Below are 15,247 nucleotides of genomic sequence, written 5' to 3'. Positions count from 1 at the left end.
GTCGAAGACCGCCACGGCGGCGGCGTGCACCCTGCTGATCTCGGTGGTGCTGACGGGAGCCGCGCTCGCGGCCCCCGGGTCCGGCTCGGGCGTACGGACGGAGGGCCCCGCCACCACCGACAGCGGGCTCAGACCTCCTCGCGCATCAGTCGCAGATACACCACCGAGAACGCCGCCCCCACCAGCAGCAACAACAGCGCCACCGCCGTGCCGTAGCCGATCAGGGACTTGTTGAACGCCTGGTCGTACATGAACACCGGCAGCGTCTGACTGCGGTTGCCGGGGCCGCCGCGGGTCATGGCCCAGATGAGGCCGAACACCGACAGCGTCTGCAAGGTGTTGAGCATCAGATTGGTGCCGATGGAGCGGCGGATCATCGGCAGGGTGACGTGCCAGAAGCGGCGGAGACCGCCCGCGCCGTCGACCTCCGCCGCCTCGGTGATCTCCTGGGGGATCTCCGACAGGGCCGCGGAGTACACGAGCATCGAGAAGGCCGTACCGCGCCAGACGTTGGCGAACGAGACGGCGAGGATGGGCAGGGTGTACAGCCAGTTCTGGGACGGCAGGCCCAGCCCGTCCAGCAGCGCGTTGAGCGTGCCCTCGCGGCGGAAGAAGGCGTACAGCAGGAAGCCCGCCACGATCTCGGGGACGACCCAGGCCGCGACCACGACCGCCCCGATCAGCGTGCGCACCGGTTTGGAGGCGCGCCGCATCAGGGTGGCCAGGGCCAGGCCCAGGGTGTTCTGGCCGAGGAGGGAGGAGACGACCGTGAAGACGAGGGTGAGGACGACCGCGTTGCGGAAGTCGTCGTCCCCGAAGGCGCGGCGGAAGTTGGCGAATCCGGTGAACTCCGTGGTGGAGGTGCCGGTCAGCTGCATATTGGTGAAGGCGATGTAGCAGCAGTACGCGATGGGCCCGCCGAGGAAGAGCAGCAGCAGGACGGTGGCCGGGGCGAGCGGGAGCCAGCGCAGGGGGCGGCGCCCCGCCCCCGGGCCCCGGCGCACGGGGGAGACCGCCACCGGGGCCTTGGTCGCGGTGGTCATCCGCCCACGGCGCCGTCGGTGACGGACTTCAGCTGCTCGTCGTACGCCTTCGCCGCGCCGCCCGGCGAGGAGTCACCCGCGGTCGCCGCCTCCATGGCCTCGCCGATGGCGGAGGACACCTGCGGGTAGACGGGGAGCGCCGGGCGGTAGTGGGTGTACTTCACCAGGCCGGTGAAGAAGCGGATACCGGGCATGGAGGAGAGGTATTCCGGGTCCTGTGCGACGTCCTTCCGGACGGCGATCTGGGCGTTGACGATGTCCCACCGGACCGCGTTCTCCTTGGTCTGGAACTGCTCGATGAACTTCCAGGCCAGATCGGGGTTCTTGGACTTCGCGCTGATCGCCCACGTCCAGCCGCCGGACATGCTGACCTTGCCGGGCGCCTGCCCGTGCTGGGTGGGCATCGGGGCCTGGCCGAGAGTCTTCGACCACTCGGGCCACGGCTTGCCGCCGGTCTTCAGCCAGTTCTGGCCGAGCCAGGAGCCGTCGAGGGCGATGGCGAGCTTGCCCTCGGGGAGCCATTCGCTGAAGACGGTGGTGCCGACGTTGGGGTCGAGGGCGTCGGAGATGTCCGGGCCGAGCTTCTCGCCGTACACGGTCTTCAGGAACGCCAGCGAGTCCCGGAATCCCTGGCCGCCGGTGACCCACTTCTTCGTCTTCGGGTTGTAGAGCGGCTCGTCGCCCGCCGCGCCCGTCCCGTACAGCAGCATCTCGAAGCCCTGCATGACGGAGGTCTCGCCCGGGGCCTTGCCGGTGTACACGTTGAGCGGGGTGACGCCGGGGACCTTCTTCTTGATGGTGCGGGCGGCCTTGAGGATGTCGTCCCAGTTCTTCGGCGCCCAGTCGGCGGGCAGCCCGGCCTTCGCGAAGATGTCCTTGTTGAACCACAGCCCGCGGGTGTCGGTGCCGTCCGGGACGCCGTACGTCTTGCCGTCCTCGGCCTTGGCCGCCGTCTTCGCCGTGTCGACGAACTGGCCCCAGTCCTTCCACTTGGCCAGGTAGTCGTCCAGCGGCCGCAGATAGCCCGCCTTGATGTCCGCGTTGATCCGGAAGGTGTCCTCGTAGACCAGGTCGGGGGCGGTCTTCGGGGACCGCATCATCTGCTGGACCTTGGTGGCGTAGTCGTTGTCCTGCGCCTGGATCGGGACCAGCTTGACCTTCTTGCCGGGGTTCGCCTTCTCGAACTGCTTCTTCACCGCGGCGAGGTGGTTGTCCTTGAAACGGATCTTGTTGTCGGTGCTGCGGTTGTACGCGACCTTGACGGTGTCCGGATCGCTGCCCGAGCCGCCACCGCAGGCGGTGAGCCCGGCGGTGGCGACGAGGGCGACGGCGGTGAGGATCAGTGGGGCGGTGGTGGGGCGCACGGCACGACCTCCTTGCCGGCCTCTATGGCCTGCGGGCCGACCGTAAGGTCGCCTTCAACGCAAGGTCAATCCCCGTGAACAGGGAGGTTGCCGATCGAACTCGGGTACGGTGCGCGGCAGTTCAGCCCGTGTAGCCCGCGAGTGCCTTGGTGAAGTCGTACGTCCCCTGGTTGATGCCGCTGCACGCGTCCGCGTCTGTGCCGGAGCCGCATTTGCGGTCGCGGTTGAGGGACCAGAAGCTGACGCGGGCCAGGTGGTGGCTCTTGGCGTACGAGATCATGGAGTTGAAGTTCGCCAGGGTCACCGTCTCGCCCGCGACGTCGGTCTTGCCGTTCATCGAGGAGAAGCCGACCTTGCGGTAGGCGGCGTCCGAGGAGAGGCCGTAGGCGCTCGCGACGGTGTTCTTCAGGCCGTCGACGGCCGACTTGGTGGCCGCCGCCATGTCGACGGAGCCCTGTCCGAAGTCGAACGGCATGACCGCCCAGCCGTCCACGTCGAGTCCGGCCCTGGCGCCGCGTTTGACCAGGTCCGTGCCGTTGGCGTCGGGCCCGGTCGTGGTGGTGCCGAAGGTGACGTAGACCTTGATGCCGCTGTTCTTCTGCTTGACGGTCTTCAGCGCGTCGATCACCCGCTGCCGGACCGTCGCGTTCTCGAACTCGCTGGCTTCGATGTCGATGTCGATCGCCTTGAGCCGGTACGCGTCGATGACCTTCTGGTACGCGGCGGCGAGCGCGGAGGCGGACGAGCACTTCTCGCCGAGCTTGTTGCCGCTCCAGCCGCCGAAGGAGACGGTGACGTCGCCACCGGCCGCGCGGATGGCGTTGATGGTCGACTGGTCGGTGCCGCCGGTGAGCGCGCGGGAGCCGTCCCACTTGGGGGTGCAGCCGCCGTCGGAGAGCATGAACGCCATCGTGAACTGACGCGTGCCGGTCGCCGACATCACGTCCGTGGCCTTGGGCGGACTGCCCCAGCCGAGGTAGAGGTACGGCCCGGTCTGGCCGATGGCCGCGGCCGCCGTGGCATGGGGCGACGGGGTGGCCTGGGCGGTGGTGGCCGCGCCCGTGGTGAGCAGGGCGACCAGTCCGGTGGCCGCGGCCAGAATGCGTCTCTGCATGACGGACGTCCTCCTGGGGGTGAGGGGAGGGGTGCGGCTGAACGCTAGCGAGCCGTCATGACCGCGACAAGATGTCGGATAGGAAACTTTCCTAATGATCGCCCCGCAGGGCCCGCCGGGGCAGGCGTTCAGTACTCGCCGGGGCGGGCGTTCAGTGCTCGCTGACCCAGCGGTAGACCAGCTCCGGGCGCCCTATCGCTCCGTAATGCGGCGCACGGTCGGCGCGGCCCGCCTCCACCAGGTGCTCCAGATAGCGGCGCGCGGTGATCCGTGAGATGCCGACCGCCTCCGCCGTCGCCGCCGCCGAGACGCCGTCCTCGGCGCCGCGCAGCGCTTCGGTGACCGCCTGGAGGGTGGCCTGGGTGAGCCCCTTGGGCATCGAGGCGGGCTGCGGTGCGCGCAGGGCGGCCAGCGCCCGGTCCACCTCGTCCTGCCCGCTGGCCTCGCCCGCGGTCGACCGGAACTCGGCGTACCGCTGGAGCCGGTCGCGGAGGGTGGAGAAGGTGAACGGCTTCAGTACGTACTGGACGACTCCGAGCGAGACCCCGTCCCGGACCACGGCGAGGTCGCGGGCCGAGGTGACGGCGATGACGTCCGCCCCGTTCCCGGCCGCGCGCAGCGCCCGCACCAGCTGGAGGCCGTGCCCGTCGGGCAGGTAGAGGTCGAGCAGGACCAGGTCGGTGGGGGTGCGCTCCAGTAGCCGCTGGGCGTCGCCGCCGGTGCGCGCGGTGCCGACGACGGCGAATCCGGGGACGCGCTCGACGTACATCCGGTGCGCGTCCGCCGCGACGGGGTCGTCCTCGACGACGAGCACCCGGATCGGCTCCGGGGTCGGGGTCGCCGAGTTCGCCTGCGGCGGGCTCATGGCTCGGGTTTCCTCTCGGGGACAGGGCGGGGCACGGCGGGGCATGCCGGGGACGGGCAAGAAGCTCGGGGCCCCAATTTACGGAGCGTAATGAAGAGTGGCCAGGGTTACAGCCTTGTGAATCCGACGGACGTGGTCATCGGTGCCCGTCCGGCCCGGGTGCTCATGATGCGGGGGCCGCCGTGGCGAGCGGCAGCCGGATGGTGAACTCGGCGCCCGAACCGGGCGCCCCGGTCACGTCCACGGTGCCCGCGTTGCGCCGTACGGCCTGCTGGACCAGGGCAAGACCCAGTCCGCGGCCCGCCGACTTGGTGGACCAGCCGCGGCGGAACGCGTCCTCGGTCGCCGCCGGGTCCAGCCCCGCGCCGGTGTCCGCGATGTGCAGGGTCAGCTCGCCGTCGTCCGCGCGGACGGTGACCGTGACGCGGGCGCTGCGGGCGGCGCCGCTGCCGACGCCCTCGGCGGCGGCGTCGATCGCGTTGTCGACCAGGTTGCCGACGATGGTGACCAGGTCGCGGGCGGCGAGGCCGGGCGGCAGCAGACCGTCGTCGATGCGGCTGTCGGGGGTGAGGACGAGTTCGACGCCGCGCTCGCTGGCCTGGGCCGCCTTGCCCAGCAGCAGTGCGGCCAGCACGGGTTCGGCGACGGCCGCCACCACCTGGTCGGTGAGCGCCTGGGCCAGCTCCAGTTCCGCGGTCGCGAACTCGACCGCCTCGTCCTCCCGGCCCAGCTCGATCAGCGAGACAACGGCGTGCAGCCGGTTGGCCGCCTCATGGGCCTGGGAGCGCAGCGCCTCGGCGAAGCCGCGTACCGAGTCCAGCTCGCCGGAGAGCGCCTGGAGCTCGGTGTGGTCGCGCAGCGTGACGACCGTGCCGCGCTGTTCGCCGCTGCTCACCGGGGAGGTGTTGACCACGACGACCCGCTCCGCGGTCAGATGCAGTTCGTCCACCCGCGGCTCGGCGGCCAGCAGGGCGCCGGTGAGCGGGCTGGGCAGCCCCAGCTCGGAGACGTAACGGCCGACCGCGTTCCCGGACAGCCCGAGCAGTTCCCGGCCGCCGTCGTTGATGAGCGCGATCCGCCGCTGTCCGTCCAGCATCAGCAGCCCCTCGCGCACCGCGTGCAGCGCCGCCTCGTGGTAGTCGTGCATCCGGCTCAGCTCGGCGGCGTTCATGCCGTGGGTGTGGCGGCGCAGCCGGGCGTTGATGACGTACGCGCACAGGCCCCCGGCGGCGAGCGCCCCGGCCGCGACGGCGAGCAGCGCGATGAGCTGGCGGCGCACCTGGGCGCTGATGGTCTCCACCGTGATCCCGGCGCTGACCAGCGCGGTGATCCGCCCCCCGGCTCGCGCGTCGCGCACCGGGGCGATCACCCGCACCGAGGCACCGAGGGTGCCCGTATACGTCTCGGGGAAGATCCGGCCGCGCAGCGCGGGGTCGATGTGGCCGAGGTAGCGCTCCCCGATCCTGTCCGGATCGGGGTGTGTCCAACGGATACCGCGCGGGTTCATGATGGTCACGAAGGTGACGCCGGTGTCCCGGCGCACCTTCTCCGCATACGGCTGGAGCCGGGCGGTCGGGTCGTCGGTCCGTACGGCGTCGGCCACCGAAGGGGAGTCGGCGACGGCAGCGGCGGCGGCCGTGGCCTGGCTGCGCGCGGCGGCCGTGGCCTGGTCGCGGTCGGTGATGTACGCGAAGACGGCGCATCCGGCCACGAGGGCTGCGACCAGCACGACCTGCATCGCGAAGAGCTGCCCGGCCAGGCTCCGCGGGTGGGGGATGCGCATGTCCATCAGTCTGCACACGAATCTTTGTGTGAACGAAATGAACGGAAGGGTGACCCCCGTCACAGCCGTGGGGCATAGTCGCCGGAACCGTTCAAGGCGGTGTGCGAGCCGCACACGGTACAGCGCCGGGACAGTTGGACGGCCGAAGAGAAGGAGGCAGCACCGTGGCTGCGGAGATCACGCCGCCCGCATCGGGACGTACAGAGCCGGAGCGGCCGAAGGCGAAGAAGAAGGAAAAGATCCACTACCTCTACCTCGCTGTGATCGGCGCGGTGGCGCTGGGGATCCTCGTGGGCTTCGTCGCCCCCGACACGGCGGTCGAGCTGAAGCCCATCGGCGAAGGCTTCGTCAATCTGATCAAGATGCTGATCTCGCCGATCATCTTCTGCACGATCGTGCTCGGCGTCGGTTCGGTACGGAAGGCCGCCAAGGTCGGCAAGGTCGGCGGGCTCGCCCTCGGCTACTTCATGGTGATGTCGACCGTCGCGCTCGGCATCGGCCTGATCGTCGGCAACATCCTGGACCCCGGCAGCGGGCTCCACATCACCGAGGAAGTGACGAAGGCCGGACAGGGCCAGGTCGACAGCGCCGCGAGCGAGGGCCTGGACGGGTTCGTGCTGAGCATCATCCCCACCACGCTGCTCTCCGCCTTCACTTCGGAGCAGGTGCTCCAGACCCTGTTCGTCGCGCTCCTCGTGGGCTTCGGTCTCCAGGCCATGGGCAAGTCCGGTGAGCAAGGTGCTGCGCGGCATAGGCCACATACAGCAGCTCGTCTCAAGCTGCTGTCGATGGTCATGTGGCTGGCCCCGGTGGGCGCCTTCGGCGCGATCGCCGCGGTGGTCGGCGAGACCGGTCTGGACGCGCTCAAGGCGCTCGCCGTCATCATGATCGGCTTCTACACCACCTGCGTCCTCTTCGTGTTCGTCGTGCTCGGCACGATCCTGCGCCTGGTGGCCGGCGTGAACCTGTTCTCGCTGCTGAAGTACCTGGCGCGGGAGTTCCTGCTGATCCTGTCGACGTCCTCCTCGGAGTCGGCGCTGCCGCTGCTGATCGCCAAGATGGAGCACGCGGGCGTCAGCCGTCCCGTCGTCGGCATCACCGTGCCGACCGGCTACTCCTTCAACCTGGACGGCACCGCGATCTACCTGACCATGACGTCGCTGTTCATCGCCGACGCCATGGGCAAGCCGCTCGCGATCGGCGAGCAGATATCCCTGCTGCTGTTCATGATCGTCGCCTCCAAGGGCGCGGCCGGTGTCACCGGCGCCGGTATGGCCACCCTCGCGGGCGGTCTCCAGTCGCACCGGCCCGACCTGGTCGGCGGTGTCGGCCTGGTCGTCGGCGTCGACCGCTTCATGAGCGAGGCCCGCGCCCTCACCAACTTCGCGGGCAACGCCGTCGCGACCGTCCTGGTCGGCACCTGGACCAAGGAGATCGACAAGGACCGGATGCAGGAGGTCCTCTCCGGACGGCTCCCGTTCGACGCCGCGGCCTTCGCGGCGAACGGCGGCGGCCACGGCCCGGCCGCCGACGACTCCGAGGACGCCGACACCAAGGCGCTCCCCGAGCAGCGTGACGGTGACACGGCCAAGGAGCACGTGCCTGCCTGACCCCTCATGCCCCCGCGGCCCTGCCCTCCTGAATCGGGGCAGGGCCGCGGTCGTGTTTTGTCAGGGTTGTCTCGAGCAGGGGTGCCCCGCGTCCTCCCCCCGTGGCAGGACACGGGACACCGGCACAGGGGGGAAGGGCGGGTCAGCCCTCTCCGTCCGCCGCCGGACGAAGCTGTTCCGGGAGCGCGGTCCATTCGGGGCCGCCGTTCCGGGGCTTGATCCACGCGATATTGCCACCGGTGTCGATGTACGCGACGCGGCCGATGGTCTCGCGCTCGATGTCGTAGACGAGATCGCCTATCCGGGGTCTGCGGCGGGTGTGTCCGGCCGTGGTCATGACGCCAGCGTCCTACGAGCCGCTGATGTACGGCTGATGCCTCGCTGACCTGGCCCCGTGGGTAGGCTGCGGGATTGTCACATGAATCTCTGGTACCGACGGGGGCAGCGCGTGGACGGGACCGGGTTACGCCTCTTGGGGCCCGTGGGGATATGGCGGGACGACCAGCTGCTCGGCCCGACCGCCGCGCAGCAGCGTTCCGTTCTGGCGATGCTGATGATGGAACCGGGCCGGGTGGTCTCCGTCGACCGGCTGGTCATGGCCATATGGGGCGAGGACCCGCCGGGTTCGGCGCGCAACGCCGTACAGGTCCAGATCTCCAAGCTGCGCCGCATCCTCGCCGCCCTGCCCGACACCGAACTCACCACCTCCGCCAAGGGCTACTGCCTCACCGCCCCGCGCACGGCCGTCGATCTGCACCGCTTCCGGGACCTGGTGCGCGAGGCCCGTACGTCGAGCGACGACCGGGCCGCGGAACTGCTGCGCGCCGCACTCCAGTTGTGGCGCGGACCCGCGCTCGCCGATGTGGCGGGCGGCTGGCTGTCCGACACCGTCGGGGCCGGGCTGGAGGAGGAGCGGCGGGCCGCGGTGGAGGAGTGCGCCGCGCTCGACGTACGGGCCGGGCGCCACCACGAGGCCATCGCGCAGCTGTCCGCGCTGGTCGCCGAACACCCGCTGCGGGAGCGGTCGGTGGCGCTGCTGATGGAGGCACTGCGCCGGTCCGGACGCCGGGCCGACGCCCTCGCGCTGTTCCGCGCCACCCGGCAGCGGTACGCGGAGGAGCTGGGCATCGAACCGGGCGAGGAACTGCAACGCCTCCACCGCCAGGCGCTCGAGGCACGGGCCGGATTCGGACTCGTCCCCGGCCCGGGACCGGGGCCGGGGTCCGGGTACGCGTCCGAGGACCGCACCGGGTCGGGGTCCGGGCCCGCGCCCGGGGATGGCTCCGCGCCGGGCGCCGCGTATGCGTCCGGGGCCGGGCACGCGCCTGGGGACGGCACGGGGCCCGGAGGCGGGTACGGCTCCGGGGCCCGCCCCGGGCCTGGGGTTGGGCATGTGCCGGGGGATGGTGCTGGGGCGGGGCATGTGCCCGGGGGCCGTACCGCTCCCGGTGCTGGGCACGCGCCCGGCTCTGGCGCCGGGGGCGCTGCTGGAGCCCGCGCCGGGTCCGGGACCGGGCACGACCCCGGGGCCGGGTACGACCCTGGAGCCCGCCCCGGTCCCGAGGTTGGGCATGCGCCTGGGGATGGTGCCGGGGCGGGGCATGTGTCCGAGGCCGGGGGCCGTACCGGTCCTGAGGCCGGGCACGCGCCTGGCTCTGGAACCGGGGGCGCTGCCGGAGCCCGTACCGGGTCCGGCGCCGGGCATGACCCCGGGCCCCGCACCGGGCCCGGGGCCGGATACGACCCCGGAGCCCGTCCTGGCCCCGGGGCTGGGCATGCGCCCGGGTCCGGCCCCGGGCCCGGTGCCGGGCCTGCGTCCGGGGCTCGGAGCGCGTCCGAGGCGTTGGGGACTGCCGGAGCCGGGGACGAGACCGGGCACCGTGCCGTCCCCGGTGCCGGGCAGGCGCCCGAGCCTCGTACCGCGTCCGGCGCCGGGCACGCCCCGGAGACTCACGCCGAGTCCGACGCCGGGCATGTGCCAGGAGACCGTACGCGGCCGGGGACCGGGCACGAGCCCGGGGCCCGGGCCGAGTCCGGAGCCGCGGGGGCCAACGGAGCCGCCGGGCACGCCCCCGAGGCTCGCGCCGAGTCCGGCGCCGGGCCCGAGGCTGGGCATGCGTCTGGAGCCCGCGGCGCGTTCGGGGCCGGGCATGCGCCCGGGGGCCAAACCGCTCCCGGAGCCGGGCACGCGCCCGGGGACCGTACCGCCCTCGGGGCCGGGCACGCGGCCGAGCCCCGTACCTCGGCGGAGGCCGCCGACCTCGGCGGCATCCCGCAGCAACTGCCCCCCGACGTCGCCCACTTCAGCGGCCGGGAGCGCGAACTCGCCGGGCTGGACGCCCTGCTGCGCACCGGCGCCGCCTCCACCGCCGCCGGCCGGTCGCCGACCGCCGCCGTGATCGGGGTGATCGCGGGGAGCGGCGGCCTCGGCAAGACCACGCTCGCGGTGCACTGGGCGCACCGGGTCCGCGACCGCTTCCCGGACGGGCAGCTGTACGTCAACCTGCGCGGCTTCGGCCCCACCGGCTCCGCGATGACCGTGGCCGAGGCGGTCCGCGGTTTCCTCGACGCCTTCCAGGTGCCCGCGCACCGGATCCCCGCCACCGTGGAGGCGCAGACCGCGCTCTACCGCAGCCTGCTGGCCGACCGCCGGGTGCTGATCCTGCTCGACAACGCCCGCGACGCCGAGCAGGTACGCCCGCTGCTGCCCGGTTCGCCCGGCTGTCTGGTGGTGCTGACCAGCCGTAACGAACTCACCGGCCTGGTCGTCGCGGAACAGGCCCGGCCGCTGCCGCTGGATCTGCTCGGCCGCGCCGAGGCGCGCGAACTGCTCGCCGGCCGGATCGGCGTCGAGCGTGCCGCCGCCGAACCGCAGGCCGTGGAGGACGTCGTCACGGTGTGCGCGGGGCTGCCCCTCGCGCTCGCCATCGTGGCCGCCCGCGCCGCCACCCACCCCCGCTTCAGCATCGCGGCGCTCGCCGATGAGCTGCACGACGCGCGCGGCAGCCTGGACGCGTTCGAGGGCGGGGACGCCACCACCGACGTCCGGGCCGTGTTCTCGTGGTCGTACCACACCCTCGGCGACGACACCGCCCGGCTGTTCCGGCTGCTCGCCGTCCACCCCGGCCCGTACATCGCCGCCCCCGCCGCGGCCTCCCTCGCCGGGGTGGACATATCGCAGGCGCGCAGGCTGCTGAGCAGGCTCACCCGGGCCCATCTGATCGCCGAGCGCAGCCCGGGCCGGTACGCGTTCCACGATCTGCTGCGCGCGTACGCCATGGAGCTGACCCACGAGTACGACTCGGCGGACGACCGCCGGTCCGCGCTGCACCGGGTGCTCGACCACTATCTGCACTCCGCCGTCGCCGCCGGGCGTGCCTTCACCCCGCACCGGGAGCCGGTCGCCGTCGCCCCGGCGCGGTCCGGTGTCACCGTCGAGACGTTCGGCGAACACGCGCAGGCGCTCACCTGGTTCACCCTGGAACACCCGGTGCTGATCGCGGCCCTCCAGCGGGCCGCGGACGCCTCGTTCGAGACCCACGCCTGGCAACTGGCCTGGTCGCTGATGGAGTACCTGGACCAGCTCGGACACTGGCACGACCAGCGCACCGTCCACCGCATCGCCCTCGGCGCCGCCCACCGCATCGCCGATCCGGCCGGGCAGGCGTACGCCTGCCACGGGATGGGCCTGGCCGATCTGCGGATGGGGCGGTACGACCGGGCCCGCGGCCATCTGCTGCGCTCGCTCAACCTGCACGGCGAGGTCGCCAACCACATCGGCCAGGCCCGTATCCATGTCGCGCTCAACATGACGGCCGAGCGCCAGGGCCGGGACGAGGAGCTGCTGTACCACGCCCGGCGGTCGCTGGAGCTGTACCAGGTGGCCGGGCACCGCAAGGGCGAGGCGTACGCCCTCAACAACCTGGGCTGGGCATACGCCAGGCTGGGCGACTTCCAGCAGACCCTGGTGCACTGCGCCCAGGCGCTCGCCCTCCTGCGGGAGGCGGGCGACGGGCGCGGGGAGTCGGCCGCCTGGGACAGCCTCGGGTACGCCCATCACCACCTCGGCGACCACCAGCAGGCCATCACCTGCTACCGGCACGCGGTCGCGCTGCGCCGCACCCTGGACGAGCGGGTGCGGGAGGCCGAGTCGCTGCACCGGCTGGGCGACGCCCAGCGGACCGCCGGGGACGTGGCCGGGGCGCGTAACAGCTGGTGCGCGGCGCTGAGCCGCTTCGACGCCCTCGGCCACCCGGACGCGGACCGGGTACGGGACGAACTCGCCCGGCTGGGCGAGCCCGAACCCGATAGCACTAGTTGAAGGGGATGCGGACGAAGGACTGGTTGCCGGTGCCGAGGGTGCTGGTGCCGTTGCCGATGGCGTTCCACACCTCGACGCGGACCTTGCCGTTCGTCATGTTGCCGAGTGAGCCGGTGGCGGATTTGAGGCCGCGGGCCTGGGTGTAGTGCTCATAGCCCGGGGCCGGATCGGTGGCGAAATACTGGTAGGTCTCGGTGCGGTCCCAGCTGCCGTTACCCGTCAGGTCGTAACTGACCCTCACCTGCTGCCCGTTGGCGACGGTCGTGCCCGCGTCCACGAACAGGTCGAAGGCCGTCGAGCCGCCGCTGTACGTCCGGGTGATGCCGGACGAGGTGAAGGTCTGCGGCTGGTACGGCGTCCCGTCGTGGTTGGTGCCGCCCGCCGAGGCCAGCGTCGTGGCGCTCGCGGACGAGGAGGCCGTGCCGAGGGCGCCGCCCGTACCCGGGTAGAGCGTGGCGGAGCCGGTGCCGGGGTCGGTGCCGCCACCGCCCCGGGTCCAGACCGCCACGTAGTCGACGAGCATCGGGTGGCCGGGGACGGTGGCCGCGGTGGGCGTGGCCGAGCCGTGGACACCGTTCGGGAACGCGCCGCCCATCGCCACGTTGAGGAGCATGAAGTAGCCCGCGTGGTCGGTCATGTTCGACCAGGTGGTGGCGTCGACCTGGCTCTGGCTGATGCTGTGGAACTGCTGGCCGTCCACGTACCAGCGGAGCTGGTTCGGGGTGGTCGAGCGGTCCCATTCGAAGCGGTAGGTGTGGAACGCGGACTGGCAGCTCGACCCCGGGCAGGCGCGGCTGGCGCCGAGGCCGGTGCTCTCGTTGCAGGCGCCGCCGGGGTTCACCCCGCAGTGCAGCACACCCCACACGGAGTCGATCCCGTTGACGTTCTCCATGATGTCGAACTCGCCGATGCCCGGCCAGTTCTGGTAGTTGCCGCGGTACGGGCTGCCGAGCGCCCAGAACGCGGGCCAGTAGCCGAGGGCGGCGGTGCCGGTGACGTTCGGCATCTGGATCCGGCCCTCCATGCGCAGCACACCGCCGGCCGGGGCCTTGAAGTCGGCGCGCCTGGTCTCGATGCGGGCCGAGGTCCAGTTGCCGGAGCCGTCGCGGAGCGGGGTGATGCGGAGATTGCCGCTGCCGTCCTGGCTGAGGTTGCTGGTGGAGTCCGTGTAGCGCTGGATCTCGCCGGTGCCCCAGTTGCCGGGGCCGCCGGGGTAGCTGTAGCCGGTGTCGATCTGCCAGTTGGTGGCGGAGGGCAGGGTGTTCGCCGCGCCGGTGAAGTCATCGCTCCACTGGAGGGTCCAGCCGGGCGTGGGCGGCACATCGGCCCGTACGGACGTGGCGCCGAGGAGGGCGACGGCGGTGGCGGCGCATGCGGCTAACGCTGATCTGAGGGCGGATCTGGCTCTGTGGGGGCGCATGGACGTACCTCCTGAAGGGGGGTGAGAGCGCTCTCACCCCCTCTTTAGGCGTGTCCACGTCACTCGTCAACCTTTTGAACGCGGCCTTGTGCGCCATGGTTCAGGCCGGGCGCAGCCAGATCGTGGCCAGCGGCGGCAGCACCGGCAGCAGGCTGGCCGGGCGGCCGTGGGCGGCCGTCGGCTCGGCCTTCAGCGGTTCCGTATTGAGGACGCCGCTTCCGCCGTACCGCGCGTCGTCGGTGTTCAGCACCTCCCGCCACAGCGGAACCGTGTCCGGTACGCCCACCCGGTACGCATGCCGCACCACCGGCGAGAAGTTGCTGACCGCCAGCAGCGGGGAGCCGTCCGCGTCGAAGCGGAGGAACGCGAACACGTTGTCCTCGTGGCCGTCCCCCTCCACCCACGCGAACCCCTCCGGCACCGTGTCCCGCTGCCACAGCGGCGTCGTCGCCGCGTACACCCGGTTGAGGTCGCGGACCAGGTCGCGCACCCCGCGGTGGTCGGCCTCCGCCGAGTACGAGGGGTCCAGCAGCCACCAGTCCGGGCCGTGGCGCTCCGACCACTCCGCGCCCTGCGCGAACTCCTGCCCCATGAACAGCAGTTGCTTGCCCGGATGCGCCCACATGAAGCCGAGGTACGCCCGGTGGTCGGCGCGCTGCTGCCACCAGTCGCCCGGCATCTTGCCCACCAGCGCCCGCTTGCCGTGCACCACCTCGTCGTGCGAGATGGGCAGGACGTAGTTCTCGCTGTACGCGTACACCATCGAGAACGTCATCTCGTGGTGGTGGTACTTCCGGTGCACCGGTTCGTGGGCCAGGTAGCCCAGCGAATCGTGCATCCACCCCATGTTCCACTTCAGCCCGAAGCCGAGCCCGCCGAAGCCGCTCGCCCCCACGTGGTGGGTGGCCCGGGTGACGCCGTCCCAGGCCGTCGACTCCTCGGCGATGGTCACGACGCCCGGACAGCGGCGGTACACCGTCGCGTTCATCTCCTGGAGGAACGCCACCGCGTCCAGGTTCTCCCGGCCGCCGTGGGCGTTGGGCGTCCACTGGCCGGGCTCGCGGGAGTAGTCGAGGTAGAGCATGGACGCCACGGCGTCGACGCGCAGACCGTCGATGTGGAACTCCTCGCACCAGTAGACCGCGTTCGCGACCAGGAAGTTACGCACCTCCGTGCGGCCGTAGTCGAATTCGAGCGTGCCCCAGTCCGGGTGCGCCGCCCGCAGCGGGTCGGACGGCTCGTACAGCGGCCGCCCGTCGAACTCCGCCAGCGCCCACGCGTCCCGGGGGAAGTGCGCGGGCACCCAGTCCACCAGCACCCCGATCCCCGCCCGGTGCAGCGCGTCGACCAGGTACTTGAAGTCGTCGGGCGGGCCGAGGCGGGCCGTCGGCGCGTAGAAGCCGGTCACCTGGTAGCCCCAGGAGCCGCCGAAGGGATGCTCGGCCACCGGCATCAGCTCGACATGGGTGAAGCCGAGATCCTTGACGTACGCGGGGAGCTGCTCGGCGAGCTGCCGGTACGTGAGCCCCGGGCGCCAGGACGGCAGATGCACCTCGTACACCGAGAACGGCAGCTCGTACACCCGCCCGCCGTCCCGCCGCGCCATCCAGTCGCCGTCGCCCCAGCGGTGGTGCGAGGCGTGCACCACCGACGCCGTCGCTGGCGGGCACTCGGTGCGCCGCGCCATCGGGTCCGCGCGCAGCGAGCGGCTGCCGTCGGGCCGGGTG

At 71.9% G+C, this 15,247-nt stretch carries 10 protein-coding genes; 2 read left to right on the top strand and 8 right to left on the bottom strand.

Features of this window, described 5'->3' with window-relative positions; genetic code table 11:
* Positions 1-128: 128 nt before the first annotated feature.
* From SSOG_RS14245 to SSOG_RS14225, 5 genes are all read right to left on the bottom strand, one after another.
* Positions 129-1,043: a carbohydrate ABC transporter permease gene (locus SSOG_RS14245; RefSeq protein WP_039937554.1), complete on the bottom strand. Its 915-nt coding sequence runs from the start codon at positions 1,041-1,043 to the stop codon at positions 129-131.
* Complete coding sequence (locus tag SSOG_RS14240; RefSeq protein WP_009714923.1) at positions 1,040-2,407, bottom strand: ABC transporter substrate-binding protein; 1,368 nt, start codon at positions 2,405-2,407, stop codon at positions 1,040-1,042. Before SSOG_RS14240 ends, SSOG_RS14245 begins: the two co-directional genes overlap by 4 nt.
* A gap of 121 nt (positions 2,408-2,528) precedes the next feature.
* Positions 2,529-3,521: a chitinase gene (locus tag SSOG_RS14235; protein WP_009714922.1), complete on the bottom strand. Its 993-nt coding sequence runs from the start codon at positions 3,519-3,521 to the stop codon at positions 2,529-2,531.
* Positions 3,522-3,672: 151 nt separating this feature from the next.
* Positions 3,673-4,386 carry a response regulator gene (locus SSOG_RS14230; protein ID WP_009714921.1) on the bottom strand — a complete coding sequence of 238 codons (714 nt, stop codon included), beginning with the start codon at positions 4,384-4,386 and terminating at the stop codon, positions 3,673-3,675.
* 163 nt (positions 4,387-4,549) lie between these two features.
* Positions 4,550-6,169 carry a sensor histidine kinase gene (locus tag SSOG_RS14225; protein ID WP_039941068.1) on the bottom strand — a complete coding sequence of 540 codons (1,620 nt, stop codon included), beginning with the start codon at positions 6,167-6,169 and terminating at the stop codon, positions 4,550-4,552.
* A gap of 164 nt (positions 6,170-6,333) precedes the next feature.
* On the opposite strand from SSOG_RS14225, the gene SSOG_RS14220 reads away from it, so the two are divergent.
* Positions 6,334-7,779, top strand: coding sequence for a cation:dicarboxylate symporter family transporter (locus tag SSOG_RS14220; protein WP_009714919.1), 1,446 nt, complete (start codon positions 6,334-6,336; stop codon positions 7,777-7,779).
* Between the two features lie 142 nt (positions 7,780-7,921).
* Here the strand turns inward: SSOG_RS14220 and SSOG_RS14215 are convergent, their stop codons facing one another.
* Positions 7,922-8,116, bottom strand: a complete 195-nt coding sequence (locus SSOG_RS14215; protein ID WP_009714918.1) for a hypothetical protein — start codon at positions 8,114-8,116, stop codon at positions 7,922-7,924.
* A 144-nt stretch (positions 8,117-8,260) separates the two neighbouring features.
* Here SSOG_RS14215 and SSOG_RS14210 point away from each other — a divergent pair, with 144 nt between their 5' ends.
* A complete protein-coding gene (locus SSOG_RS14210; protein ID WP_245606293.1) occupies positions 8,261-12,100 on the top strand; it encodes an AfsR/SARP family transcriptional regulator in 3,840 nt (1,279 codons plus the stop codon).
* Here SSOG_RS14210 and SSOG_RS14205 read toward each other — a convergent pair.
* Together SSOG_RS14205 and glgB are read right to left on the bottom strand one after the other, a co-directional pair.
* Positions 12,093-13,520, bottom strand: a complete 1,428-nt coding sequence (locus SSOG_RS14205) for a glycoside hydrolase family 16 protein (RefSeq protein ID WP_009714916.1) — start codon at positions 13,518-13,520, stop codon at positions 12,093-12,095. The two genes, SSOG_RS14210 and SSOG_RS14205, sit on opposite strands and share 8 nt — an antisense overlap.
* A gap of 100 nt (positions 13,521-13,620) precedes the next feature.
* Positions 13,621-15,247: 1,4-alpha-glucan branching enzyme (glgB, locus tag SSOG_RS14200; RefSeq protein WP_039937552.1), on the bottom strand; the 1,627-nt coding region annotated here is incomplete at its 5' end.

Origin of the sequence: Streptomyces himastatinicus ATCC 53653, from assembly GCF_000158915.1 — a bacterium.
Lineage (GTDB): Bacteria > Actinomycetota > Actinomycetes > Streptomycetales > Streptomycetaceae > Streptomyces > Streptomyces himastatinicus.
The sequence above is the reverse complement of the archived record's forward strand: the minus strand, read 5'-3'. Positions and strand labels throughout refer to the sequence as shown.

Excerpts from the sequence above, each read along its gene's own strand:
- SSOG_RS14215 (WP_009714918.1), bottom strand. The coding sequence starts at position 8,116 with ATGACCACGGCCGGACACACCCGCCGCAGACCCCGGATAGGCGATCTC.
- SSOG_RS14245 (WP_039937554.1), bottom strand. The coding sequence starts at position 1,043 with ATGACCACCGCGACCAAGGCCCCGGTGGCGGTCTCCCCCGTGCGCCGG.
- SSOG_RS14205 (WP_009714916.1), bottom strand. The coding sequence starts at position 13,520 with ATGCGCCCCCACAGAGCCAGATCCGCCCTCAGATCAGCGTTAGCCGCA.
- SSOG_RS14235 (WP_009714922.1), bottom strand. The coding sequence starts at position 3,521 with ATGCAGAGACGCATTCTGGCCGCGGCCACCGGACTGGTCGCCCTGCTC.
- SSOG_RS14225 (WP_039941068.1), bottom strand. The coding sequence starts at position 6,169 with ATGCGCATCCCCCACCCGCGGAGCCTGGCCGGGCAGCTCTTCGCGATG.
- SSOG_RS14230 (WP_009714921.1), bottom strand. The coding sequence starts at position 4,386 with ATGAGCCCGCCGCAGGCGAACTCGGCGACCCCGACCCCGGAGCCGATC.